Here is a 24,662-nt window from a genome sequence, read left to right as displayed (position 1 = left end):
TTTCATGCGGATCAGCATTCTCGGCGTCACGGGTTCCATCGGCGGCTCGACGCTCGACGTGGTGGAGCAGCTCGGCGGCCGGGAGCGCTTCGACGTCGAGGCGGTGACCGGCCACGGCAACATCGCCCGTCTCGCCGCCCAGGCCGTGTCCAGCGGCGCGAAGATCGCGGTGACCTCCAATCCCGACTGCTACGCCGAGCTGAAGTCGGCCCTCGCCGGCACGGGCATCGAGGCCGCGGCGGGGCGAGAGGCACTCTGCGACGCAGCCGAGCGGCCGGTCGACTGGGTCATGGCCGCGATCGTCGGCATCGCCGGGCTGGAGCCGACGCTTCGCGCGGCGCGCAGCGGCGCGACCATCGCCCTCGCCAACAAGGAATGCCTCGTCTCCGCCGGCAGCCTGTTCCAGGCCGCGATCGCACAGGCCGGGGGCACGCTCCTTCCCGTGGATTCCGAGCACAACGCGATCTTCCAGGTGCTGGAGCGCGATCAGGACCACGCCGTCGAGCGCATCATCCTGACGGCCTCCGGAGGGCCGTTCCGCACCTGGACGCGCGAGCGCATGGCGGGCGCCAGCGTCGCGGAGGCCGCCGGCCACCCCCGCTGGTCGATGGGGCAGAAGATCTCGATCGATTCGGCGAGCCTCTTCAACAAGGGGCTGGAGATGATCGAGGCCGAGCACCTCTTCGGCGCGCCCGGCCGCGCGCTGGAGGTGGTCGTCCATCCGCAGTCGGTGATCCACTCCATGGTCGGCTACAGCGACGGCTCGGTGCTGGCGCAGCTCGGCAGCCCCGACATGCGCACCGCCATCGGCTACGCCCTGAGCTTTCCCCGCAGGCCGAACCTCGACGTCGAGCGGCTCGACTTCGCCAAGCTGTCGCGGCTCGACTTCGAGGCGCCGGACGAGACGCGCTTTCCCGCGCTGCGGCTCGCCGGCCAGGCGATCGCCGCCGGGGGCCTGTCCGGCGCGATCCTCAACGGCGCCAAGGAGGCGGCGCTCGAGGCCTTCATCGCCGGGCGCTGCGGCTTCCTCGACATGGCGAGCGTGGTCGAGCGCGTGATGGAGGAGATGGGCGCGCCGCCGGCCACGAGCCTCGACGCCGTCTTCGCGGCGGACATCGAGGCGCGCGGGCGCGCCGCGATCCACCTCGCGCGGCTTGCGGCGTGACGGCCTCGGCGCAGTCGGCGGGCGTTGCTGCGCGGCCGGGACGGGCCGGCCGCCTGCTTCTCGGCGGTTTCCTCTCGCTCGCGATCCTGATGGGGATCGGGCGCTTCCACTACACGCCGTTGCTGCCCCTCATGCAGCGCGAGTACGGCTTCGGCACCGACGTGGCGGGCCTCGTCGCGTCGGTGAACTTCGCTGGCTATCTCCTCGGCTCGATCCTGTCGGCGCTGGTGCCGCGCGGACGGCCGCGCCTCCTCGCCTTCCGGATCGGCATCCTGACGAGCGTCGCGACGACGCTCCTGATGGGCCTGACCGACTGGCTGCCAGCCTGGCTGGCGCTGCGCGGACTGTCGGGCATGGCGAGCGCCTTCGGCATGATCGCGGCGGTCGGCATCGTGTCGGAGGCGCTCGGCCGCGTCGGCGCCGAGGAACGCCTCGCCTGGGTGTTCGGCGGCGTCGGCTGCGGCATCGCCGCTTCCGGCCTCCTGACGGAGATCGGGCACCCCGCCCTGTCGGCCGACGGGCTGTGGATCGCGGCGGGGCTCGGCTGCCTCGCGCTCCTGCCGCTGGTTCTCAGCGAGATCGGCGAGCGCGACCTCGGGGCGCCGCCGAGCACCGGCGCGACGGGCGAACGACCCCAGCCGCGGCCGATCGCCTTCTGGCCGCTACTCGTGAACTACACCTGCGAGGGGCTCGGCTATTCGGTCTTCGCCACCTTCATCGTGACGATCGTGAAGAGCCAGCCCGGCCTCGACCATCTCGGCGACTTCGTCTGGATCGTCGTCGGCCTCGCCGGATTGCCGAGCAACCTCCTTTGGTCGCGGATCGCGCGGCGCATCGGCTTCGCCGCGGCGCTCGCCCTCTGCTATGTCGGGCAGATCGTCGGCGTCGCCCTGCCGGCGCTCGGCGACGGCCCTGTGCCGGCGGTCGCCGGCGCGCTGCTGTTCGGCGGCACCTTTATGGCGATCACCTTCCTGACCGGGCCGCTCGGCCGCCGGAGCCTGGGCGGGCGAGGCTTCGCGGTGCTGACCGCCGGATTCGGCCTCGGCCAGATGACCGGTCCGCTCATCGCTGGCCTCTTCGTGTCCGGCCCGGAGGACTTCGCCGCCGCGCTCCTCGCCTCGGCCGGCATCCTCGCCTTCGGCCTCCTCTTCCTTCTCGGCGCGATGATCTGGCGGCCGGCCGCGACAGCGTAAAGGAGGCGTCAATATTCACCCGCTAAGGTTGCGACATCTCCTTGAGGCATAGGCGCCATTTCGCGCGTCAACCGGATCCGACGATGACCTCCCTGTCCGCGCTGTCCACCGCCGCCAGTCTGCTCGCCCCGCCATCGAGGCTCGCGGCCCAGCCCGCCTCGGTCTTCGGCGACGCCGCTGCCCGGCCGGGCGCGCCGGGCGTTTCCGTCCAGCCGAGCGCCGCCCGGACCCTCGCCCTGTCGACCATCAGCGGCGCGCTCCTCGACATGAAGCCCGAGCCGACCGGCGCGGCCAAGGAGGCGTTGGAATTCATCGACTCGGACGACTTCGCCATCAGCGATCCCGCCGCCAAGCTCGCCCTCGCCGACGCCATCCGCTACGGCGCCGACGCCTTCAACCGGAGATTCGCCGTCGAGCAGGCCCTCGACGACAAGGCGACCTACAAGCAGTTCCTGATGCGGACGATCACGCACACCGTGGTCAAGAACCGCGAGCTCTTCCCGCCCGGCGAGTTCGTCATGGGCGGACGCTTCGAGGACGGCTCGTTCGGCTTCGTCTCCATCGCCGCGATCGGCGCCAAGGAGACCGAGCAAAGCAGGCTGACCGCCGCGCTGGACGCCGCCAAGGCGAAGAAGAACGCGGCGCTGGCCGAAAGCACCGCGACGGGCGCGCCCTACGTGGAGCCGCCGGAACTCGCCGAGGCGCAGGCCGCCTTCGACGCTTGGCAGGAGAGTTGGCTGGTCGCCTTCAAGTTCAAGCCGGCAGCTTGAGGTCGTCCTCCAGCACCGCCAGGAAGGTCTCGCACCAGTCGGCCGCCGTGTTGTTGAAGACGGCGTCGCGAAGCGCCGCATGGCGGCGCCGGCGCTCGTCCGGTTCCATGGCGATGGCCGTGCGCAGGGCTTTGGCAAGATCGTCGGCCGAGTGCGGATTGACGATCAGGGCCTCGCCCAACTCCGCACGCGCGCCGGCGAAGCGCGACAGGACGAGGACGCCGGGGTCGCCGGGATCCTGCGCCGCGACGAACTCCTTGGCGACGAGGTTCATGCCGTCGCGCAGCGGCGTGACCAGGCAGACCCGCGCGCCGCGATAGATGCCGGCGAGCGCGCGCCGCGTGAAAGGCCGCGTCATGATCGTGACGGGCGTCCAGTCGAGCGTGGCGAAGCGCCCGTTGATGTGGCCGGCCAGTTCCTCGAGCTCCCGGCGCAGCGCCGCGTAGGCTTCCAGCTCGGCGCGCGAGAGCGGGGCGATCTGCAGGAACTGCACGCGGCCGTGCGTGTCGGGGTGCTCTTCGAGCAGGCGCCCGAACCCGCGCAGCCGCTCCACCAGCCCCTTGGAATAGTCCATGCGGTCGACGCCGACGATCTGGACGCGATCGCGGGCGATGTCGCGCAGCATCTCCTCGTGCTCGCCGGCCTCGGGCGAGAGCGCGAAGCGCTCGAAGCCCTCCGCGTCGATGCCGATCGGAAAGGCGCGGGCGACGACTTCGCGGTCGTCGAGCGTCAGAAGCCCGTCCTCGCCCGCCTCGCCGCCGAGCTCGCGCGTGACGAAGGCCGCGAAGTTGGCCCGGTCGGTCTCGGTCTGGAAGCCGAGGACGTCGAAGGCGAGCATGGCCGAGACGAGATCGTGCGCGGCCGGCAGGGCCGAGACGATCTCGGGCGGGGGAAAGGGAATGTGCAGGAAATAGCCGAGACGGCCGGAAAAGCCGAGACGGCGCAGCTCCGCGCCGAAGAAGAAGAAATGGTAGTCGTGGACCCAGACGAGGTCGTCCGCGTCGATCAGCGGCATCAGGCGCTCGGCGAAGCGCGCGTTGACGCCGCGATAGATCGCCTCCGATCCGCGGTCGAACTCGGCGAGGTCGAGCCGGTAATGAAGAAGCGGCCATAGGGTGCGATTGGCATAGCCGAGATAGAAGCCGTTCAGCTCCTCCTCGGTCATGTCGATCGTGACGAGCGCGGTGTCCCCGACGATCTCGGTCTTTTCCTTGGCTGCGGCGGCGTTCTCCGCGGTATCCCCGCTCCAGCCGAACCAGAGGCCGCCGCGGCGCCGCAGGGCGTCGGCGAGGCCGACCGCGAGGCCGCCCGCCTTCCCCTCGTCGTCGAGCGGCCCGACCCGGTTCGAAACGACGACGAGCCGCCGTTCCCGCTCCACGGCGCTCATCGCGAGGCCTCCGCGACGCCGAGCCAGCGATGGACCGCCGACACGTCCGCCAAGCGATGACGCGCGACACTCGGGTGCCGCCCGACCTTGACGGCGAGGCCGCCGCGCTCCTCCACGACGCCGAGCGCGAACTCGTCGGTCCGGTCGTCGCCGAGATAGACCGGCACGCGCCCGGCAAAGGGCGCCTCGGCCATGAAGGCCGCGACGGCGACGCCCTTGTCCATGCCGGCGGGGTGAACTTCGACGATCATGTCGCCGTGGAGCACCGACAGTCCCTCGCGATCCGTCACCGCCTCGGCCATCAGCCGCGCGGCCGCCTCGGCGAGGTCGGGCGCCGTGCGATAATGCAGGACGAGCGCCGTGCCCTTGTCCTCCAGCGCCAGCCGCGGCTCGGCCGCGACGCCGTCGCGAAGCCGCATGCGCACGTCGTCGAGGTCCTCGGGCGATGCGATGCTCTCCACCCGGCCACCCGGTCGCGCCCGGCGCTCCAGCCCGTGGACACCGGCCGCGGCGAAGTCGAGCGGCGCGAGGAAGCGGTCGAGATCGGCGATGCGCCGGCCGGACACGATCGCCAGTGCGCCGTTCGTCTCCCGGGCGATTGCGCCGAGGCGGGAGACGAGCGCCGGCGTCACCGGCACGGCGCCGGGATCGGCGACGAGCGGGGCGAGCGTTCCGTCGAAATCCAGGAACAGGGCGTGGCGGGCGGGGTCGAAGGGCGCGGGTTCCGACATGGCTCCAACGGCATGAGGCCGGCGAGGCGGAGAACGGCCGCGCCGGCGTTCGTCAATCCGGGGTTCGTTCCAGACATAAGGCCGCCGTCCCCGGCGGCAACCGATTCCCACCTTCGCCGGCCGGCAACAGTGGGAATCGGGCCGGCTTCGTTATCCGCAGCTGCCCTCCCGTCCGCCGCCCAGCGCTGCCAGGGTCGCCGCGTCGGCGATGCCCGAGGGTGTCAGGCCGCGGCGCTCCTGGAAGGCGCGCAGGGCCGTCTCCGTGCCGGGCCCGAACACCCCGTCGACACTCAAGCCGTGTCCGGCTTCGGCCAAGGCTTCCTGAAGGTCGAACACCCCTTGTCCGCGCGCGCCGCGCCCGAAGGCCGCCGCCGGGACGGCGGGTCCGGCATCGAGCAGGGCGTCGGCGCGCCGCAAGGCGGCCTCGATCTTCTCGTCGTAGCGGTTGGTGCGGTAGTTCGGGCCGTTGTAGCGGCGCGCGAAGCCGGCGAAGTCCTTCGCGACGAGCCGGTCGACGAGGTCTTCGGCGAGAAGAAAGCGCGCGCACAGATCGAGCTGGCCTTGGGTGCCCGAGCGCGCGTGTGCCGCCAAGGCCCGGGCGCTGGCGAAGCCGAGGCGCTGCCAGTGCGCCCCCATGACCTGGCCGAGCCCCCAGGACACCGAGGCATAGGCGGCCTCGGCATCGATCGCGGCGGCGCGGCCGAGCAGCGCCCAGCGCGCGGCCTGCGAGGCGGGGTTGGCGACGGCCCCGGCGCTCGGGCTCGCGAGGCCGGCGGCGCGGGCGCGCTCGCGCGCTTCGCCACCGAGGCGGCGGTCGAAGTAGTGGCCCTCGAAACGGATCAGCGGCTCGCGCCGGTCGCCGACCCGCGCGTGGGCGACGGCATTGGTCTCGACAAGCGAGACCGCGAGAAGGACTTCGGGCGGCAGTTCGCGCGCGGCGCCGACGCGGCGCGCCGCCTCGATCACCTCCGGCTCGATCATCGTCATGCACGCTTCTCCCCGCTGTTGCGACCGGCCGCGATCATGCGGCCGGTCGGCTTGCGCGGGGAAAACGTCGCCGGCGCGTCAGGCGGCGACGAGCGGCGATCCGGCCCCGACGGCCGAGCCGGGAACGCGCGTGCGCCCGAAGGCGGCGGCGACCTCGGCGGCGACCATGTCCGCGGTGGCGCCCGACAGCGTCCAGCCGAGATGGCCGTGGCCGGTGTTGTAGAAGACGCCGGGATGCGAACCCCGGCCGACGCGCGGCATCATGTTCGGCATCATCGGACGAAGGCCCGCCCAGGGGTTGGTCGCGGCCGGACGGATGCCGGGGAAGAGGCGCTCCGACCAGGCGACGAGCGGGCGGATGCGGGCGTCCCGGACGGTGCGGTCCTCGCCGGCGAACTCGGCCGTGCCGGCGATGCGCAGCCGGTCCGGCCCGAGGCGGCTGGTGACGATCTTCGCCTTGTCGTCGAGGAGGCTGACCCAGGGCGCCGCCGCGCGGCTCGCCTCGTCGGCGAGTTCCAGCGTCACCGAATAGCCCTTCACGGGATAGATGTTGACGCGGTCGCCGAGCATGGCGGCGAAGCGGCGCGAGGCGACGCCCGCCGTCACCACCACGGCGTCGAAGCGCTGCGCGTCCGCCGTCGCGTTCGAGCCCGCGGCACGGAACGCCACTTCGACGCCGCCGTCCGGCAGGCGGGCGAGGTTCGCGACCTCGGTGCCGAGCCGCATGACGGCACCGCGGCGCAGGCACGCCTTGGCGAGACCGACCGTGTAGAGGTGGATGTCGCCGGTGAAGTCGCTTTCGGTGAAGTAGCCGCCGACGAAGCGGCCGTTCGCCAGCGCCGGCTCGATGCGCGCGACCTCCTCGGCCGAGACGGCGCGCCGGTCGAGGCCGCCCTTCTTCAGGAGCGCGTTGACGCGGCCGGCATGCTCGAAATCGTGAGCGGTCTCGTAGAAGTGGAGGATGCCGCGCTTTTCCGCGTCGAATGCGATGCCTTCGGCCTCGGCCATGGCGAGGAGGTGGCGGCGCGCGGCGATGGCCATGCGCACGGTCGTCACTGTGTTGTCCTCGTAGGAGCGCGCGGCGGCGACGAACTCGGCCATCCAGGAGAGCTTGTGCCAGGTCGGCTGCGGGTGAACCAGCAGCGGGGCGTCCTTCTTGAGCATCCACTTGATGCCCTTCAGGAACGTCGCGGGGTGGTTCCAGACCTCGGCGTTCGAGGCGGAGAGCTGTCCCCCGTTGGCGAAGGAGGTCTCCATGGCGGCGGAGTTGTGCCGCTCGAAGAGCGTCACGTCGAAGCCGCGGGCGAGGAGCTGATAAGCTGTGGTCACGCCGGTGATGCCGGCGCCGATGACGGCGATGCTGGTCATGGACGGGTCCTTGTCCGGCGTTCGGGGCTCCGCCCGCAGAACGCCTCGATCGACTGAAGGTGCCCCGCCCGTCATGAGGCCTGAGAGCTTCACGGCGCAGGAGGGATTTCCCGTCTGCCGCTTTCTCCTTCGGCGGACGATCCGGACACGCGCCCGCATCGTCACTCTTCGGACTTAGACCAGACGCCAGGCGGTCCTTTTGCCTGAGAGATTCCGGGGCGGTTGCTCCTTCGGCGCCGGCCTCGAAGGGCCGGTCTCTCCCGCTTGGCGTCGATGGCAAAGATGATACGCCCGAAGTCCCGATCGGGCAAGTGGGATTCTCTATCGCCCGATGGCGATCCTTGATCCTTCGTCGCCTTTCCTTGTTCGCCGCTTTCCGTAGATTGGCGCGTGAGGAGGGCTCGCGCGGCCGCCCGCGCTGGGAGGCGCGGCGGCCACAAACGCGGCGGGCCCGCGGAGGAGAGCCCATGACCGGCAGCCGCTACGCCGAGACCTATGCTGCCTGGGAGCGCGACCCGGAGAACTTCTGGCGCGAAGCCGCGCGCGGCATCGACTGGCTCCGCGAGCCCGAGCGCATCTTCGATCCCGCGGCCGGCGTCTACGGCCGCTGGTTCCCGGACGCGCTCTGCAACACCTGCCACAACGCGCTCGACCGCCACGTCGCGAACGGCCGCGGCGCACAGGTCGCGATCCAGTACGATTCGCCCGTCACCGGCACCAAGCGCGCATTCACCTATGCCGAGCTCCTGCGCGAGGTGAAGGCGCTCGCCCTGACGCTGCGCGGCTTCGGCGTCGCCAAGGGCGACCGCGTGGTGATCTACATGCCGATGGTGCCGGAAACGGCGGTGGCCATGCTCGCCTGCGCGCGCATCGGCGCGATCCATTCGGTCGTCTTCGGCGGCTTCGCCCCGCGCGAACTCGCCGCGCGCATCGACGACGCCCAGCCGAAGCTGATCCTGTCGGCCTCCTGCGGCATAGAACCGGCGCGCCGCGTCGACTACAAGCCGCTCCTCGACAAGGCGGTGGAGCTCGCCGCCCACAAGCCGGACGCGGCCATCGTCCTCCAGCGCCCGCAGGGGCCCTGCGACCTGACGGCGGGCTTCGACCACGACTGGGCCGCGCTTCGCGAAGCTGCACTCGCGCGGATCGACGCGGGCGAGGAAAGCCCTTGCGAGGACGTCCTCGCCACCGACCCTCTCTACGTCCTCTACACCTCCGGCACGACGGGCAAGCCGAAGGGCGTGGTGCGCGACAATGGCGGGCACATGGTTTCGCTCCACTGGTCGATGGAGGCCGTCTTCGGCACCAAGGCCGGCGAGACCTTCTGGGCGGCCTCCGACGTCGGTTGGGTGGTCGGCCATTCCTACATCGTCTACGGGCCGCTCCTGAAGGGCTGCACCTCGATCCTCTTCGAGGGCAAGCCGGTCGGAACCCCGGACGCCTCGACCTACTGGCGGGTGATATCCGAGAACGGCGTCAAGGTGCTCTTCACCGCGCCGACCGCCATCCGCGCCATCCGCAAGGAGGACGGCGAGGGGCGGCTCCCGAAGCGCTTCGACCTGTCGCGCTTCGCAGCCCTTTATCTCGCGGGCGAGCGGGCCGATCCCGACACGATCCGCTGGGCGGAAGGCGCGCTGGACAAGCCGGTGATCGATCATTGGTGGCAGACCGAGACAGGCTGGCCGGTGGCGGCCAATCCGCTCGGGCTCGGCCTCCTGCCCGTCAAGCACGGCAGCCCCGGCGTCGCCCTCCCCGGCTACCGCGTCGAGATCCTCGACGAGGGCGGGCGGCCGCTTGCCCCCGGCGAGATGGGCGCGATCGCCATCCGCCTGCCGCTGCCGCCCGGCGCCCTGCCGACGCTCTGGAACGCCGACGCGCGCTTCCGCGAAAGCTACCTCGCCGCCCTGCCCGGCTATTACTCCACCTCCGACGGCGGCTTCCTCGACGCGGACGGCTACCTCTACGTGATGGGCCGCACCGACGACGTCATCAACGTCGCCGGCCATCGCCTCTCCACCGGCGAGATGGAGGAGGCCGTCGCCTCGCACCCGCTCGTCGCCGAATGCGCCGTGATCGGCATGCGCGACCCGCTCAAGGGCGAGGTGCCCTGCGGCTTCGTGGTGCTGAAGAACGGCGCGGCGCCCGAGGCCGTGGAGGGCGAGGTCGTCGCCATCGTGCGGGACCGCATCGGCCCGGTCGCCGCCTTCCGGCGCGTGGTCGTGGTCGACAAGCTGCCCAAGACGCGCTCGGGCAAGCTCCTGCGCCGCACCATGAAGGCGCTGGCGGAGGGCGAAGGCTTCGACATGCCCGCGACGATCGAGGATCCCGCCGCCATCGACCTCGTGCGACAGGCCCTCGCCCGATAAGTCAAAGCTGACTTATTCCGTTTGTCGCGGTCCTCCGATAGAAGCCGCCCCGACGGTTTGGCAGCCATGGAGCTGAGCGGATGAGTGACGGCGCGGTCGCGATGAATTCCAACGAGGCGCGGGCGCACGTCCTCGCCGAAGCCCTGCCCTACATGCAGGCCTACGAGAACAAGACGGTGGTCGTGAAGTATGGCGGCCACGCCATGGGCGACCCGTCGCTCGGCCAGGCCTTCGCCCGCGACATCGCGCTTCTCAAGCAGTCCGGCGTCAACCCGATCGTCGTTCACGGCGGGGGGCCGCAGATCGGCGCGATGCTCAAGCAGATGGGCATCGAATCGCGCTTCGAGGGGGGCCTTCGCGTCACCGACGAGGCGACGGTGAAGATCGTCGAGATGGTCCTCGCGGGCTCCATCAACAAGGAGATCGTCGCCCTCATCAATGCCGAGGGCGAGTGGGCCATCGGCCTCTGCGGCAAGGACGGCAACATGGTCTTCGCCCGCAAGGCGGAGAAGCGCTACCTCGACCCCGATTCCAACATCGAGCGCGTGCTCGACCTCGGCTTCGTCGGCGAGCCCGTCGAGGTCGACCGCACGCTTCTCGACCTCCTCGCCCGCTCCGAGATGATCCCGGTGATCGCGCCGGTCGCGCCCGGCCGCGACGGTCACACCTACAACATCAACGCCGACACTTTCGCCGGCGCCATCGCCGGCGCCCTCCAGGCCTCGCGCCTCCTGTTCCTCACCGACGTGCCCGGCGTCCTCGACGCCGACAAGCAGCTCATCAAGGAGCTGTCCGTCGCCCAGGCCCGGGCGCTGATCGCCGACGGCACGATCTCGGGCGGCATGATCCCCAAGGTCGAGACCTGCATCGAGGCGATCGAGCGCGGCGTCGAGGGCGTCGTCATCCTCAACGGCAAGACCCGCCACGCGGTGCTGCTGGAACTCCTGACCGAGCACGGCGCCGGCACGCTGATCGTGCCCTGAGGGGCTCGGGAGGGGACTACGGTCCGCCGGCCCCATTCCCTCCCTTCTTCCCTTCTTCCTTTCCTCCGTCCCTTTCCTTCTGCTCATTTCCGCTTCGTCATCCCGGGCTTGACCCGGGATCCATGCCTCCGCGCCCGTCATGGCAGAACCGGTCGACGCCACCCGCTCACCGGCCTATCGCGCTGCCCCCACTCGACGATTTGGAATGGATCCCGGGTCAAGCCCGGGATGACGAAGGGGGTGGAGGCAGGCGCAGCTGAAAGGCGCCTCGTAAGGATGTGGAGACGCGGAACGCTGGCGAGGGTCGCGGCGGCGAACTCGGTTTTTCTCGCTCCCCGTCAACCACTTAACCCTTCGATTTGCGCATCGCAGCATGCGCGTGCTATCGGCAGGCCGAAAAGCGTAACGGTCGTTACGCCCCGTTCCATGCCGTGAAAGCCCGCTTCCGTGTCAGCCCTGTCTCCCGCGCCCTCCGGCGCGAGCGCCGCCGCGCCCGTCAACTCCAAGGCCCGCGTCCTCTTCGCCAGCCTCATCGGCACGACGATCGAGTTCTTCGACTTCTACATCTACGCGACCGCCGCGGTGATCGTGTTCCCGACGCTGTTCTTCCCCTCCTCGGATCCGACCAGCGCGACGCTCCAGTCCTTCGCGACCTTCGCCATCGCCTTCTTCGCGCGCCCCGTCGGCGCGGCGATCTTCGGCCATTACGGTGACCGGATCGGGCGCAAGGCGACGCTCGTCGCGGCGCTCATGACCATGGGCGTTTCCACCGTCCTCATCGGCGTCCTGCCGACCTACGCGCAGGTCGGCATCCTCGCGCCCCTGCTTCTCGCGCTCTGCCGTCTCGGCCAGGGTCTCGGGCTCGGCGGCGAATGGGGCGGCGCGGTGCTGCTGGCGACGGAGAACGCGCCCGAGGGCAAGAAGGCCTGGTACGGCATGTTCCCGCAGCTCGGCGCGCCGATCGGCTTCATCTGCGCCACGGGCAGCTTCCTTCTCCTCGTCGAGCTTCTGTCGGACGCCGACTTCCTCGCCTGGGGCTGGCGCGTGCCGTTCCTGGCGAGCGCGCTCCTCGTCTTCGTCGGCCTCTACGTTCGCCTGAAGATCCACGAGACGCCCGCCTTCCAGAAGGCGATCGACCGCCACGAGCGCGTGCGCGTGCCGATCGCCACCGTCTTCGGCAGCCATCTCGGCCTTCTCGTCCTCGGCACGCTCGGGGCGCTCGCGACGTTCACGCTGTTCTACCTGATGACGGTGTTCACCCTGTCCTACGGCACCGGCACCCTCGGCTTCACGCGCGAGCAGTTCCTGCCGCTCCAGATGCTCGGCGTCGTGTTCTTCGGTCTGACGATCCCGATCTCGGCCGTGCTCGCCGACCGCTACGGCCAGCGCGCGGTGCTCGTCGGCGCCTCGCTCGCGATCCTCGCCTACGGCTTCGCCTTCCCGCCGCTCTTCGGCGCTGGCACGGCCGTCTCGGTCGGGCTGTTCCTGATCGTCGGCTTCGCGCTGATGGGCCTCACCTACGGCCCGCTCGGAACGGCGCTCGCCGAGCTCTTCCCGACGGCGGTGCGCTACACCGGCGCCTCGATGACCTTCAATCTCGGCGGCATCGTCGGCGCTTCGCTGGCCCCTTACGTCGCGACTTCGCTCGCCCGCGACCACGGCATCGCCGCGGTCGGCTGGTACCTGTCGGGCGCGGCGGCGGTGACGCTCGTCGCCCTCCTCCTCATCCCGCTCGCGCGAACCCGCGCGGCGCGCTGACGAGCCGGGGCGCGGGGGCGCGTCGTTGACGCGCGCCCCCGCCCGGCCCACAACCGGACGAACCATCGACGGTCAGCTCAGGAGCCCGACCCCATGACGCAAGCTGCGCCCATCGGGCGGACCCGCGACGCCGAGCCGGCCGACTTCGACCACGTGCAGGACTGGGTCTTCGACCTCGACAACACGCTCTATCCCCGCCACACCGACCTCTTCAGCCAGATCGACAAGCGGATGACCGCCTTCGTCGCCGAGCTCCTGCAGATGGAGCCGGACGAGGCGAAGCTGCTCCAGAAGGACCTTTATCGCCGCCACGGAACGACGCTGCGCGGCCTGATGGAGGAGCACCGGGTCGACCCCGACGCCTTCCTGAGCTTCGTCCACGACATCGATTATTCCTGGCTCGCGCCCGATCCCGCGCTCGGCGAGGAGATCCGGCGCCTGCCCGGCCGCAAGTTCATCTTCACCAACGGCGATCGCGGCCATGCCGAGCGCACCGCCCGGATGCTCGGCATCCTCGACCATTTCGAGGACATCTTCGACATCGTCGCGGCGGGCCTCGTGCCCAAGCCCGCGGGCGAGACCTACGACAAGTTCATGGGGCTCCACCGCATCGACGGGCCGCGGGCCGCGATGTTCGAGGACCTCGCGCGCAACCTTGAAGTGCCGGCGCGCGTCGGCATGCGCACGGTGCTCGTCGCGCCGCGCAACTTCGAATCGACGCTCGGCGACTACTGGGAGCACGAAGGCCGCGAAGCCGACCATATCGACTTCGTGACCGACGATCTCGCGACCTTCCTGCGCCGCATCCAGGGCGCCTGAAAGTGGCGGCTCAGTCGCCGAGGATCGAGCGCCCCTTGCGGGCGAGCCCGCCGCCCTGGCCGTGCGCGGCCGCGTCCGCCACGAAGGCGGCCTCGCTCGCCTCGCCCTTCTGCCCGTCGCCGGCGAACTTCCGGTTGGCGGCGAGGATCGCGTCCTGCTGCTCCACCTCGTAGCGCACCTCGCCGCGCTCGGCGGCGCGTCGCGCCTCGAAGGAGCTGGGGTCGAGGTCCGGGCGCTCGCGCGGAGGGTGGGCATCGTCGAGCGGGATGTGCTCGCGCACCGCCTTCATCTGTTGCGCGCGGATGATGTCGCCGTCCTGGGACTCGGTCATGGGAGAAGCCTTTCCGGTGCCGGCCGAAGCGCCGGCCGCTTCCCGGCAAAAGTCCGTGCGAGGCCTCCGGGTTCCGGTCAGGCGAAGTCGTAGAAGCTCCGGATGCGCGCCCAGCCCTCCTCCGCGCTGTCGACGAACGAGAAGAGGTCGAGGTCCTCCGGCGCGATCGTGCCCTCCTCGGCCAGAGCCTCGAAGTTGATCACGCGCCGCCAGAAGCTCTCGCCGAACAGGATCACCGGGATCGGCTGCATCCGGCCCGTCTGGATCAGCGTCAGCGCCTCGAACATCTCGTCGAGCGTGCCGAAGCCGCCGGGAAAGATCGCCATCGCCTTCGCCCGCAGAAGGAAGTGCATCTTGCGGATGGCGAAGTAGTGGAAGTTGAAGCAGAGCTCGGGCGTGGCGTAGAGGTTGGGCGCCTGCTCGTGCGGGAGCGTGATATTGAGCGCGATCGAGGGCGCGCCCACTTCGGACGCTCCGCGGTTGCCCGCTTCCATGACGCCCGGCCCCCCGCCGGTGACGATCACGAATTCCTTGCTGCCGGACGAAGTGGCGGAATGGCGCGAGCACAGCCGCGCGAACTCCCGCGCTTCCTCGTAATAGCGCGAATTCGCTTCCAGCCGCGCCTTCTGCCCCTCGTTGCGGGCCGCCCAAGCCGCCTGTCCCGGCTCGGGGATCCGCGCGCCGCCGAAAAGCACGACGGTCGACAGGATGCCGGCCTCGGCCAGCGTCATCTCCGGCTTCATCAGTTCGAGTTGGAGCCGCACGCCCCGCGTCGCCTCCAGCGTCAGGAAGTCGGGGTCGTCATAGGCTAGCCGGTAGGTCGGCGAACGCGTCTGCGGGGTGTCCGGCTTGATCTGCGCGAGCTTCGCGTCGGTGCTCGAACTCGGAAACGGATCCCAGTTCTCGGTGTCGTTCTCGTCCGCCATGCCTGCCTCCTCGAGCCTCCGCTTCGATTGACCGCTTGCCCGCTCATCTAATAGAGCGGACCGAGCTTTCGAACCTTGAGGACCGACGCGATGAGCGCTTCCGATGCGACCGAGCTGGAACGGGTGATCGACGCCGCCTTCGAGGCGCGTGCCGAGCTTTCCCCGGCAACGACGGGCGAAGTGCGCGACGCCGTCGAAGCGGCCCTCGAAGCGCTCGATTCGGGCACGATGCGCGTCGCCTCGCGCGGGGAGGACGGCACCTGGACCGTCCACCAGTGGCTGAAGAAGGCGGTGCTCCTGTCCTTCCGCCTCAACGACATGGAGATCATCGAGGGTGGCCCCGGCGGCGCCATCTGGTGGGACAAGGTGCCCTCGAAGTTCGCCGGATGGGACGCGGAGCGCTTCCGCGCGGCCGGCATCCGCGCCGTTCCCGGCTCCATCGTACGCCGCTCGGCCTTTATCGGCCGCGACGCGATCCTGATGCCCTCCTTCGTCAACCTCGGCGCCTATGTCGGCGAGGGCACGATGGTCGACGGCTGGGCGACGGTCGGCTCTTGCGCCCAGATCGGCGCCCACGTCCACCTGTCGGGCGGCGTCGGCATCGGCGGCGTCCTGGAGCCCATGCAGGCGGGGCCGACGATCATCGAGGACAATTGCTTCATCGGCGCCCGCTCCGAGGTCGTCGAGGGCTGCATCGTGCGCGAGGGCTCTGTGCTCGGCATGGGCGTCTATATCGGCAAGTCGACCAAGATCGTCGACCGCGAGACCGGCTCGATCACCTACGGCGAAGTGCCGCCTTATTCCGTGGTCGTGGCGGGCTCGCTGCCCGCCGCAAAGCCCATGGGCAACGGCGAGCCGGGTCCGGGGCTCTACTGCGCCGTGATCGTCAAGCGCGTCGACGAGAAGACCCGCTCGAAGACCGCGATCAACGACCTCCTGCGCACCTGAGCCGTCTCCGGCCAGCCGGAAGCTCCCCGTTTCGAAGGACGTCGCCATGGCGCTCTGGCCGCTGCCGATCCTCGTCTCGTCGCTGCTCGGCTGGCTGATGCCGGTGCCGTCGATCCCGCCCGACCATCAGGGTCTCTGCCGCACCGCGAGCGGCGCGGGCGGGGACTACGTCGTGTGCGACGTCGATCTCGAGCGGCACGCCCTCCGCCTCCTCGCCGAGGACGCGAATCGCGCGCCCTTCCGCAACTTCGAGCGGGCGCGTGACGCGCTGGCCGGTGCCGGCGCGAAGTTGGAACTGGCGGTGAACGCCGGCATGTACCACGAGAACCGTCGGCCCGTCGGCCTCGCCGTCCAGGACGGGCGGGAGGTCACGCGCGTCAACACGAGCGACGGGCGCAACGCCAACTTCACGCTGAAGCCGAACGGCATCTTCTTCGTCGAGAACGGCCGCGCCGCGGTGATGGAGACGGAGCGTTATCTTGCGGGCAACCACGCGCCCGACCTCGCCACGCAGTCGGGGCCCATGCTGCTGATCGAGGGCGAGCTTCACCCCCGCTTCATCGAGAACTCGCCGAGCCGCTACGTGCGCAACGGCGTCTGCGCCAGCGCTGACGGGCGCATCGTGCACCTCGTCCTGTCGCGCCGGGCCGTCAACTTCTGGGACTTCGCGCTGTTCTTCCGCGACACGCTGGGCTGCCGCGACGCGCTGTTCTTCGATGGGCAGGTATCGAGCCTCTTCTACCCCGCCCTCGGCATCAACTACCAGCGCGACCAGCTCGGACCGATCCTGGCGGTGACCGACCGGTAAGAGGCGCACGCGCCCCCCGCATCCGCGTCCCGTCCGGCTTCTCCCGAATGCGTCATCCCGTGCTTGACGCGGGATCCATGCCTTCGCCTCAAACACGAGGGAAGCGGTCGAGGGTTCGCTCCCTCGCCCGGCGATCCGGACCAGATCCCGGCTCGGCAGCCGGGACGACGATGTGAAAAGGGATGCGTGCGCCCCAGGGGCGGCAGGAAACCGCCGGTCAGTCCGCGAAGGACGGGACCGGAACGTCGCCCGCTGCGTGGTGGCCGATGCGGCCGCTCTTGGCGGAAACGGGCGCGGCGCTGGCGATCTCGCGCGCGGCATCGCTGGCGGCCGGGCGGGCTGCGGGCACGGCGACGGCCGCGGCGGCGATCGCCTCGGACGCGGCCGCGGCCTTGGTCTCGCCGGCGGTCAGCGCGACGGCGCGGGCTTCGGGGGTCTGCGAGGCGGCGGCAATTGCGGCGCTCGCGGTGGTCTTCGGCGCCGCGGTCTGCGTCAGCGCCACGGCCGCGGCGGTCTCCGGCTTTTCCTTCAGCGCGGCGGCGATCACGGTCTCCGGCATGCGCGAGCGCCCGGACACCTTCGCCATCTCGCGCTTCACCGCAGCGCAGTAGCTCAGGGTCGATTTCGTCATGCGCGTCGCGCGGTGGCCGCCCTTGTACTTCATCGCGGCCATGCAGACGTCGCCGCCGCCCTTCTGCCAGGCGCCGGCGAGATAACGCATGCCGTAGCGAAGGTTGGTGTCGGGATCGAACAGTGCCGTCGTCGGCCCCGAGAAGCCGAGCCCGCGGGCGGTCGACGGCTTGATCTGCGACAGGCCGTAGACGCCGCTGCCCTTGGCGCTCGGATTGTAGCGGCTCTCGACCCGAACGAAGCCGTAGGCGAGAGCCGGGGGAATGCCGTTCTCGCGAGCGTGCTTCTCGATCAGCGCGTCGATGGCCGTGGAGCCGGAGATCGTGCTGCCCCGCGTCTCGGCCTGGGCGAAGGCTTCCGCCACCCGCTCGCGGCTCGGCGCGTAGGCCACTTCGGTGAGGAGCGCGTCCCGGTCCTTGCCGCTCTGGACCTTGTCCTTGGGCGCGGTCTCGGCGCGGGCGAGGCGCGAGCCCTTGCCCTCCGCCGCCCGCGGGGCGAGCGCCGGCACGGGGATCGCCCCGGTGGAGCGTCCCAGCGCCCCGTTCTGTGCCGCATCGTATTCCGTCGCGCCCTGCGCGAGGCATCCGCTCAAGGCGCCCGCCCCCACGACGATGGCGAGCATGGTGCCGATGGAGCGGGCAGCCGCGCGGCTGCGGGCGAGCGACGGGACGGGCATGCAGCGTCCTTTCCGGACCGTTGAACCTAGCGTCGGGCCACCTGCCCGGCCCGGCCTGTCGAAAGCGACACGGCAGACCGGCGGACACGTTCCGCAACACTCCCGGCTCGATTCAGGCCTGATCAAGGCCGAACCATGGCGGAACCGGGCTGCCGGCACCCGGCGGCAACGCCCCGTTAAGTTTTGCACAAGCCTGTGGCCGGGCCGCATCGCCCGACGACGCGCCGGGAACCCATTTCTCCGCATGGTTGCCCTTGTTTCCGCCCGCCTCCAGCTTCTACTCTTCCTCGCGCTGCACCATGACCATACCCGATCCGACAAACCCCTCCGCTCTTCTCTCGGCCCTGATCCGCTGCCCCTCCGTGACGCCGGAGGAGGGCGGCGCGCTGGCCGCGCTCGAAGCCATGCTCCGCCCCCTCGGCTTCGCCGTCGAACGACCGGTCTTCTCCGAGCCGGACACGCCGAACGTCGAGAACCTCTTCGCCCGCCGCGGCGAGACGGGGCCGCACCTCGTCTTCGCCGGCCACACCGACGTCGTGCCGCCGGGCGCCGCAGAGGACTGGCGCGAGGGCCCGTTCTCCGGCGCGATCCGCGACGGCTTCGTCTGGGGCCGGGGCGCCGTCGATATGAAGGGCGGCATCGCCTGCTTCCTGGCCGCGCTCGGCCGCATGGCGGCGGCGGGCGAGCTGCCGGCGACGGGCCGCATCTCGCTGCTGATCACCGGCGACGAGGAAGGGCCGGCGATCAACGGCACGGTGAAGCTTCTCGACTGGGCTCGGAACCGCGGCGAGCGCTTCGACGCCTGCATCGTCGGCGAGCCGACCAATCCGGCGGCGCTCGGCGACATGATCAAGATCGGCCGCCGCGGCTCCTTGTCCGGCCACGTCCACGTCGACGGCGTCCAGGGGCACGCGGCCTATCCGCACCTCGCCGCCAATCCGATCCCGCTGCTCCTCGCGCTCGGGCAGAGCCTGATCGACCCGCCGCTGGATGCGGGCAACGCGCGCTTCGACCCGAGCAACCTCGAGATCGTCTCCGTCGACACGGGCAATCCCTCGCTGAACGTCATTCCGGCACGCGCGCGCCTGTCCTTCAACGTCCGCTTCAACGACGAATGGAGCGGGACCACGCTGAAGGCCGAGATCGAGCGCCGGCTGACGGCCGCCGCGGGCGCCATGCCGATGCGGGAGGGTGCGCAGGCTCCACACTGGCGGGTCGAATGGAAGGCGCCCGTCTCCGACGTATTCCTGACGACGGACGACGCGCTGGCGCGCACCCTGTCGGAGGCGGTCGAGGCCGTCACCGGGCGCCGGCCGGCGCTCTCCACCTCCGGGGGCACCTCGGACGCGCGCTTCATCAAGAACCACTGTCCCGTCGCCGAGTTCGGCCTCGTCGGACAGACCATGCACAAGGTGGACGAGCGGGCGAGCGTCGCCGATCTCGAGCAGCTGACCGAGATCTACCGTCGTTTCGTGTCCGGCTGGTTCGCCGCGAGAGGATAAGACCGTCCATGCCAGAGCTGGCCCGGATACTCGACTACTTCGCCGGCGCCTTCGACCTGATGCGCGGCCGAACCGAAGGCTTGAAGCGCCTCGACATTTCGGCCGACGGCTTCTGGGAGTCCTTCGCGGCCATCCCCGTGGCCCTACCCGCGCTCGCCTTGTCCTGGATCGAGTTCCGGCAGGTTGAGGAGGTGGTCGAGCCCGGCATGCCGCGCGACCCCGTCCTCATCTACGGCGCGCACGCGCTCGCCGACCTCCTCGGCTGGATCCTGCCGGTGGTCATCCTGATGGTGATCGCCCGGCGCATCGGGTTCTCGCGCAAGGTCGTGCCGCTGATCATCGCGGCCAACTGGGGCGGCGCGCTGATCGCCTGGGGCTTCGTGCCCTATTGGCTCATGCTGCTCGCCTTCGGGGCGGGCGCGGGCGCCTCGCTCGTCGGGCTCGTCCTGTCGATCGGCTCCATCGCCCTCACCGTGCGCCTCGTCTCGACCGCGCTCGGGCGCGACGTCGCGGCGGCCACGGCCGTGGTGGCGCTGATGGTGGTCGCCTCGCTGATCTCCTACGGCGCGGTCATGGACGTGACCGGCGTGAGGCTCCTCTAGGCCGGCCTCAGGCCACCTCGAAGGTCACCACCAGCTTGGACATGATGAACTCGTCGATGTCCCGGCTGATCTTGGCGAAGCAGGAGGGGAACTCGGCGATGAGCTCGACGCCGCCGAAGTCGCGCTCCTCGCTGTAGGCCACGCGGCGCAGGCGCCCCGTCGCCTCGACGTCGTCCCATAGCGCCCGGTAGCGGGCGAGCGGCCAGTGGTTGAGGTTCCACAGGTCCGGGCTGGTGACGCGCGGGCGGATGTCGTCCTCGCGAAACAGGTGCTGGATGAACGGGATGCCGAACTCCAGGAAGGCGTGGAGGCCGAGCGGCGCGTTGTAGATCGGCGCGAAGGCGACGTGGATGCGCCCGCCCGGCCGCACGACCCGCGCCATCTCCATGAGGGCGGCGCGCGGCTCGTGGATGTGCTCGAAGCTGTTGTAGGAAAAAGCCGCGTCGAACTCGTCATCGGAAAAGGGCATGGCGCAGCCGTCGCCGACCACCGGCCGCACGCCCGCCGCGACGGCGCCGGGATGGAACTCGTCGAGGATGTCGATGCAGGTCGCCAGCCGCCCCGTTTCCGCGATGCCCCAGGAGACGAGTCCCGGACCGCCGCCGACCTCCAGAACCGTGCGTGCGCCCTCGCCGCACTGGCGGATGGTGCGGCGCGCCTCCTCGCGGTTGGGGCTTGGCGCCGAGGCGGGCTCCAGGCCGCGCGTCACCGGATAGCGCCTCGCCAGAGCGTCAATCATCGACGGGTCCAGCCAGTTCGGCCCCTCGGCGGCTCCGCGCAGCGCGCGCTCGGCGCGGTCGAGGCGCCCGCGCGCCATGCCGCGCTTGCCGATCTCGAGTGCGCGTTGCGGAAGGATCTTCCGCAGGATCTGCTTGCCGAACCGATCGCTCATGACCATCCCTCTTCGCGGGCGAGGGTATCCGCCGCGCGCGGGGACGCAACTCGCGGCCTCGGATGAGTCGGTTTATGGATAACGCGACCGCGCAGGCCGGTTCATTCCGCCGATCGCGGCGGCCAGGTTTCAGGCAGAGTGCGCTTGCGGCCGGTGCCGTAGTCGACGCCGGTGAGATAAAGGCCGTCCGGCGGGGCGACGGGCCCGCAGCGGGTGCGGTCGCGCGCGGCAAGCGCAGAAGCGACGTCCTCGGCGCTCCAGCGCCCCTCCCCGACGAGCTTCAGCGTGCCGGCGAAGGAGCGGATCTGGTTGTGGAGGAAGGACTGCGCCGAGGCGCGGATATGCACCTCCTCGCCCTCGCGCGTCACGTCGAGCCGCTCGAGGGTGCGCACCGGGTTCTTCGCCTGGCAGTGGGCGGAGCGGAAGGTGTTGAAGTCGTGGGTCCCGACGAGCCGCTGGGCGGCCTCGTGCATGGCGCGCTCGTCGAGGTGCTTCCAGGCCCACCAGACGCGGCCGGCCAGGAGCGCCGCGGGCGGCCGGCGGTTGAGGATGCGGTAGAGGTAGTGGCGCTGCGTCGCCGAGAAGCGCGCGTCGAAGCCGTCCGGCGCGACCTCGGCGGTCAGGATCGCGATCCGCTCCTCGCGAAGATGCGCGTTGAGGGCATCGCGAACCGTGTCGGTCGGGTAGGCGCGGGTGAGGTCGGCATGGGCGACCTGGCCGCTCGCATGGACGCCCGCGTCGGTGCGCCCCGCTCCGAACAGGGTCACCGTCTCGCCCGAGAGCTTGTGCAGCGCCGTCTCGATCGCTTCCTGGACCGACCAGCCGTTCGCCTGCCGCTGCCAGCCGCAATAGGAGGTGCCGTCATATTCGACGGTGAGCTTGTAGCGCGGCACGGGCTCAGCCGGCCGCCGGCAGGATCGAGGCGCCGACCTTCAGCCGCGTGCCCGCCAGGAACTGCGCGGCGCCCATCGCCTTCGAGCCCGCGCGCTGGACGTCGAGGAGCCGCAGCGCGCCGCGCCCGCAGGCCAGACGAAGCCCGTCGTCGAGAAGCGTGCCGGGCACGGCGTCGCCGCGCCCCTCCTCTGCGCGCGCCCGCAGCACCTTCAGCCGCTCCGGACCGTTGCCGAGATCGACCGTCAGGTGCGCGCCGGGGGCGGGCGAGAAGGCGTTGATCCGGCGCGCGAGAACGGCCGCGTCGCCCGTCAGGTCCAGCGCCGCCTCGGCCTTGTCGATCTTCCTGGCATAGGTCGGCGCGACGCCGGTGCGCCGCGTCAGCTCGTCCTGGCTTTCCAGCGGCAGGTCGCCAGCCGCCAGCCGGGCCAGCGCCTCGACGACGAGATCGGCCCCGATCGCCGACAGGCGCTGAGACAGATCGCCGGCCGTGTCCGACTCGCCGATCGGCGTCTCGGCCGTCAGCGCCACCGGGCCGGTGTCGAGCCCGGCTTCCATGCGCATGACCATGACGCCGGTCCGCGCGTCGCCGGCCTCGATCGCGCGCTGAATGGGCGCGGCGCCCCGCCAGCGCGGCAGGAGCGAGCCGTGAAGGTTGAAGCAGCCGAGGCGCGGCGCGTCGAGAACGGGCTGCGGCAGGAGGAGGCCGTAGGCGACGACCACCGCGACATCGGCCCCGAGCGCGGCGAATCGCTCGCGCTCGGCCGGATCCTTGAAGTTCAGCGGCGAGCGGACATCGAGGCCCAGCGCCTCGGCGCGCACCTGCACGGGCGAGGGCGTCAGCGCGAGACCGCGACGCCCGGCGGCGCGCGGCGGCTGGGTATAGACGGCGGCGATCTCGTGACCGGCGCCGTGGATCGCCGCGAGGGTCGGCACCGCGAAGTCCGGGGTGCCCATGAAGACGACGCGCACGCGCCCGCCTCAGCCGACCGCCCGACGGGCCTGCTTGGTGAACTTCTTCACCACCATGTCGCGCTTCAGCTTGGAGATGTGATCGATGAACAGGACCCCGTTGAGGTGGTCGATCTCGTGCTGGAGGCAGGTGGCGAGGAGCCCGTCCGCCTCCTCCTCGTGCATCTGACCGTCGAGGCCGAGATAGCGGACGCGGACGGTGGCCGGACGCTCGACCTCGGCATAGTAGTCGGGGATCGACAGGCAGCCTTCCTCGTAGATGCTGCGCGCCTCGGACGACGACAGGATCTCGGGGTTCAGGAAGACCTGCGGCGCCTTGGGCTCGTCCTCCTTGGCGAGGTCGATCACGAGCATGCGCAACGGCTCGCCGACCTGGATCGCCGCGAGGCCGATGCCCGGCGCGTCGTACATGGTCTCCAGCATGTCGTCGGCGAAGCGCTTCACCGCCTCGTCGACCCGCTCCACGGGCTTGGACTGCACGCGCAGAAGGGGATCGGGAAGGATGATGAGCGGCTTGATCGTCATGCGCGCGGACGTAATGGCGGCGCGGGGCCCGGTCAACTGCGATTCGCGCCGGAGACGCGTGTGAAAAGCTGGGGAAAACAAACGGGGACAGCGGGGACGTTCCCGCTTTGATCCGTTCCGTTCAACATTTGCCCGCAACCCTTCCCCGCATGACACGCGACGATCTTCTTGCGCTCCTCGCCGAACCGCTCGTTCATCTCGGGCCGCTGCCCGTGCCCGGCTGGGCGGCCGGGCTCGCGCTTCTTCTCGCGACTGCCGTCCTGTTGCGGCGGCGGCCGCGTGCCGGCGGGGCGGCGTCGGGCGCCGAGCTGGACGCGGCGCTCGCCCGGCTCGATGCGATCCTCGCCTCGCAGGCCGAGACCAACGGGCGCGTCCATGCCATGGCCGAGCATCTCGGCGCCCGGCAGTCGGACCTCGCCCGCGCGGTGTCGGAGCGGCTCGACGGCATGACGGCGCGCGTCGGGCAGACCTTGCGCGACAGTGCCGGGCAGACCGGCGCGAGCCTGTCGGTGCTCGCCGAGCGCCTCGCCGTCATCGACAGGGCGCAGAGCGAGATCCGCGACCTCGCCGGCGAGATGGTGCGGCTGCAGGACATCCTGTCCGACAAACAGGCGCGCGGAGCCTTCGGCGAGGGGCGGATGCGCTCCATCGTCGCCGACGCGCTGCCCGCCTCGGCCTACGCCTTCAACGCGCCGTTGCCCAACGGCAAGCGGCCGGACTGCCTCGTTTCGATGGGGCGCGAGGTGCCGCCGCTCGCCATCGACGCGAAATTCCCGCTCGAAGCCTTTCTCGCCTTTCGCGAGGCGGACACCGAAGACGCGCGCACCCTCGCCGCCCGCCGGGTCGCCCGCGACATGGAGGTTCACGCGCGGGCGATCTCGGAGAAGTACCTCCTGCCCGGCCGCACGCAGGAGGTGGCGCTGATGTTCGTGCCCTCCGAATCGGTTTTCGCCGACCTCCACGAGCACTTCCCCGACGCGCTGGAGCGGGCGCAGCGGCTGCGCGTCCTCGTCGTCTCGCCCTCGCTGCTTCTCCTGGCCCTGCAACTCGCCCGCTCGATCTGCAAGGACGCGCGCATGCGCGAGGAGGCCCATCGCATCCAGCGGGAAGTCGCGCTGATCGCCGAGGACGTCGAGCGGCTCGCCGGCCGCGTCACCGGCCTGCAGACGCATTTCGGACAGGCCCTGCGCGACATCGAGGCGATCGTCGTCTCGGCCGAGAAGTTGCGGCGGCGGGGCATCCGGGTGGCGGAGATCGACGTCGGCGAGGCTCCCGTCGCCCCGATCGAGCGCGGTTTCGCGCCGGCCGAGTGAGCCCTGCGGCGGCTACGGTTTCCGAAAGGTTTCAGCAGCGTTTCGAGACGGAATCAAAGTGTTCGTGAACGAAAAGTAAAAATCAAGGGATCAAAACAGCGATTCGCGCGTTCTTCCGT

23 protein-coding genes and 1 riboswitch are annotated in these 24,662 nt (G+C 70.7%); of the genes, 12 read left to right on the top strand and 11 right to left on the bottom strand.

Going from position 1 to position 24,662, the window contains the following annotated elements:
• Nucleotides 1-4 precede the first annotated feature (4 nt).
• The 3 genes from dxr to FZN60_RS11950 all read left to right on the top strand — a co-directional run bounded on the left by dxr (nt 5) and on the right by FZN60_RS11950 (nt 3,128).
• Complete coding sequence (gene dxr, locus FZN60_RS11960) at nt 5-1,165, top strand: 1-deoxy-D-xylulose-5-phosphate reductoisomerase (RefSeq protein ID WP_158873705.1); 1,161 nt, start codon at nt 5-7, stop codon at nt 1,163-1,165.
• Entirely contained in the window at nt 1,162-2,358 is a 1,197-nt protein-coding gene (locus FZN60_RS11955) for a YbfB/YjiJ family MFS transporter (protein WP_158873704.1), read from the top strand. Before dxr ends, FZN60_RS11955 begins: the two co-directional genes overlap by 4 nt.
• An 83-nt stretch (nt 2,359-2,441) precedes the next feature.
• Nucleotides 2,442-3,128, top strand: coding sequence for a hypothetical protein (locus tag FZN60_RS11950; protein WP_158873703.1), 687 nt, complete (start codon nt 2,442-2,444; stop codon nt 3,126-3,128).
• Here FZN60_RS11950 and FZN60_RS11945 read toward each other — a convergent pair.
• The 4 genes from FZN60_RS11945 to FZN60_RS11930 all read right to left on the bottom strand — a co-directional run bounded on the left by FZN60_RS11945 (nt 3,112) and on the right by FZN60_RS11930 (nt 7,601).
• Nucleotides 3,112-4,515 (bottom strand): alpha,alpha-trehalose-phosphate synthase (UDP-forming), encoded by a 1,404-nt coding sequence (locus tag FZN60_RS11945; protein ID WP_158873702.1) that lies wholly within the window; start codon nt 4,513-4,515, stop codon nt 3,112-3,114. The two genes, FZN60_RS11950 and FZN60_RS11945, sit on opposite strands and share 17 nt — an antisense overlap.
• Entirely contained in the window at nt 4,512-5,246 is a 735-nt protein-coding gene (gene otsB / locus FZN60_RS11940) for a trehalose-phosphatase (protein ID WP_158873701.1), read from the bottom strand. The genes FZN60_RS11945 and otsB overlap by 4 nt, the downstream gene beginning before the upstream one ends.
• Nucleotides 5,247-5,396: 150 nt before the next feature.
• Nucleotides 5,397-6,233 (bottom strand): N-acetylmuramidase domain-containing protein, encoded by an 837-nt coding sequence (locus tag FZN60_RS11935; RefSeq protein WP_246726728.1) that lies wholly within the window; start codon nt 6,231-6,233, stop codon nt 5,397-5,399.
• A gap of 78 nt (nt 6,234-6,311) precedes the next feature.
• Nucleotides 6,312-7,601 carry a D-amino acid dehydrogenase gene (locus FZN60_RS11930; protein WP_158873700.1) on the bottom strand — a complete coding sequence of 430 codons (1,290 nt, stop codon included), beginning with the start codon at nt 7,599-7,601 and terminating at the stop codon, nt 6,312-6,314.
• Nucleotides 7,602-7,782: 181 nt separating this feature from the next.
• Nucleotides 7,783-7,874: riboswitch (glycine riboswitch) on the bottom strand.
• 194 nt (nt 7,875-8,068) lie between these two features.
• Here FZN60_RS11930 and FZN60_RS11925 point away from each other — a divergent pair.
• The 4 genes from FZN60_RS11925 (at nt 8,069) to FZN60_RS11910 (ending at nt 13,527) form a co-directional block, all read left to right on the top strand.
• Nucleotides 8,069-9,967 carry an AMP-binding protein gene (locus FZN60_RS11925; protein WP_158873699.1) on the top strand — a complete coding sequence of 633 codons (1,899 nt, stop codon included), beginning with the start codon at nt 8,069-8,071 and terminating at the stop codon, nt 9,965-9,967.
• Between the two features lie 80 nt (nt 9,968-10,047).
• Nucleotides 10,048-10,950, top strand: coding sequence for an acetylglutamate kinase (gene argB / locus FZN60_RS11920; protein ID WP_246726726.1), 903 nt, complete (start codon nt 10,048-10,050; stop codon nt 10,948-10,950).
• Between the two features lie 456 nt (nt 10,951-11,406).
• Nucleotides 11,407-12,708, top strand: coding sequence for an MFS transporter (locus FZN60_RS11915; protein ID WP_158873756.1), 1,302 nt, complete (start codon nt 11,407-11,409; stop codon nt 12,706-12,708).
• A 93-nt stretch (nt 12,709-12,801) separates the two neighbouring features.
• Complete coding sequence (locus FZN60_RS11910) at nt 12,802-13,527, top strand: pyrimidine 5'-nucleotidase (protein ID WP_158873698.1); 726 nt, start codon at nt 12,802-12,804, stop codon at nt 13,525-13,527.
• A 10-nt stretch (nt 13,528-13,537) separates the two neighbouring features.
• Here FZN60_RS11910 and FZN60_RS11905 read toward each other — a convergent pair whose 3' ends face one another.
• The gene (locus FZN60_RS11905) at nt 13,538-13,858 is read right to left on the bottom strand and encodes a hypothetical protein (protein WP_158873697.1); all 321 of its coding nucleotides are present in this window, start codon (nt 13,856-13,858) and stop codon (nt 13,538-13,540) included.
• A 77-nt stretch (nt 13,859-13,935) separates the two neighbouring features.
• The gene (locus FZN60_RS11900; protein ID WP_158873696.1) at nt 13,936-14,784 is read right to left on the bottom strand and encodes an LOG family protein; all 849 of its coding nucleotides are present in this window, start codon (nt 14,782-14,784) and stop codon (nt 13,936-13,938) included.
• A 90-nt stretch (nt 14,785-14,874) separates the two neighbouring features.
• On the opposite strand from FZN60_RS11900, the gene dapD reads away from it, so the two are divergent.
• Together dapD and FZN60_RS11890 are read left to right on the top strand one after the other, a co-directional pair.
• Nucleotides 14,875-15,732 carry a 2,3,4,5-tetrahydropyridine-2,6-dicarboxylate N-succinyltransferase gene (gene dapD, locus FZN60_RS11895; RefSeq protein ID WP_158873695.1) on the top strand — a complete coding sequence of 286 codons (858 nt, stop codon included), beginning with the start codon at nt 14,875-14,877 and terminating at the stop codon, nt 15,730-15,732.
• Nucleotides 15,733-15,778: 46 nt separating this feature from the next.
• Nucleotides 15,779-16,540, top strand: coding sequence for a phosphodiester glycosidase family protein (locus FZN60_RS11890; protein WP_158873694.1), 762 nt, complete (start codon nt 15,779-15,781; stop codon nt 16,538-16,540).
• Between the two features lie 217 nt (nt 16,541-16,757).
• Here FZN60_RS11890 and FZN60_RS11885 read toward each other — a convergent pair whose 3' ends face one another.
• Entirely contained in the window at nt 16,758-17,846 is a 1,089-nt protein-coding gene (locus FZN60_RS11885; RefSeq protein ID WP_158873693.1) for a lytic transglycosylase domain-containing protein, read from the bottom strand.
• A gap of 299 nt (nt 17,847-18,145) precedes the next feature.
• Between FZN60_RS11885 and dapE the strand changes: the two genes are divergently transcribed.
• Together dapE and FZN60_RS11875 are read left to right on the top strand one after the other, a co-directional pair.
• Complete coding sequence (dapE, locus tag FZN60_RS11880; RefSeq protein WP_158873692.1) at nt 18,146-19,348, top strand: succinyl-diaminopimelate desuccinylase; 1,203 nt, start codon at nt 18,146-18,148, stop codon at nt 19,346-19,348.
• Nucleotides 19,349-19,356: 8 nt separating this feature from the next.
• Nucleotides 19,357-19,950, top strand: a complete 594-nt coding sequence (locus FZN60_RS11875) for a hypothetical protein (protein WP_158873691.1) — start codon at nt 19,357-19,359, stop codon at nt 19,948-19,950.
• Between the two features lie 7 nt (nt 19,951-19,957).
• Here the strand turns inward: FZN60_RS11875 and FZN60_RS11870 are convergent, their stop codons facing one another.
• From FZN60_RS11870 to def, 4 genes are all read right to left on the bottom strand, one after another.
• Nucleotides 19,958-20,842, bottom strand: a complete 885-nt coding sequence (locus FZN60_RS11870; RefSeq protein WP_158873690.1) for a class I SAM-dependent methyltransferase — start codon at nt 20,840-20,842, stop codon at nt 19,958-19,960.
• Nucleotides 20,843-20,943: 101 nt separating this feature from the next.
• Nucleotides 20,944-21,735, bottom strand: coding sequence for a tRNA pseudouridine(38-40) synthase TruA (gene truA, locus FZN60_RS11865; protein WP_158873689.1), 792 nt, complete (start codon nt 21,733-21,735; stop codon nt 20,944-20,946).
• A 4-nt stretch (nt 21,736-21,739) separates the two neighbouring features.
• Nucleotides 21,740-22,690, bottom strand: a complete 951-nt coding sequence (gene fmt / locus FZN60_RS11860) for a methionyl-tRNA formyltransferase (RefSeq protein ID WP_158873755.1) — start codon at nt 22,688-22,690, stop codon at nt 21,740-21,742.
• A gap of 24 nt (nt 22,691-22,714) precedes the next feature.
• The gene (def, locus tag FZN60_RS11855) at nt 22,715-23,230 is read right to left on the bottom strand and encodes a peptide deformylase (protein WP_158873688.1); all 516 of its coding nucleotides are present in this window, start codon (nt 23,228-23,230) and stop codon (nt 22,715-22,717) included.
• 149 nt (nt 23,231-23,379) lie between these two features.
• Here def and FZN60_RS11850 point away from each other — a divergent pair, with 149 nt between their 5' ends.
• The gene (locus FZN60_RS11850) at nt 23,380-24,543 is read left to right on the top strand and encodes a DNA recombination protein RmuC (RefSeq protein ID WP_158873687.1); all 1,164 of its coding nucleotides are present in this window, start codon (nt 23,380-23,382) and stop codon (nt 24,541-24,543) included.
• The last annotated feature ends 119 nt before the right edge of the window (nt 24,544-24,662 follow it).

The organism is Antarcticirhabdus aurantiaca, assembly GCF_009765365.1.
In the GTDB taxonomy this organism is placed as follows: domain Bacteria; phylum Pseudomonadota; class Alphaproteobacteria; order Rhizobiales; family Rhizobiaceae; genus Antarcticirhabdus; species Antarcticirhabdus aurantiaca.
This window is presented reverse-complemented; position numbering and strand designations above follow the sequence as displayed.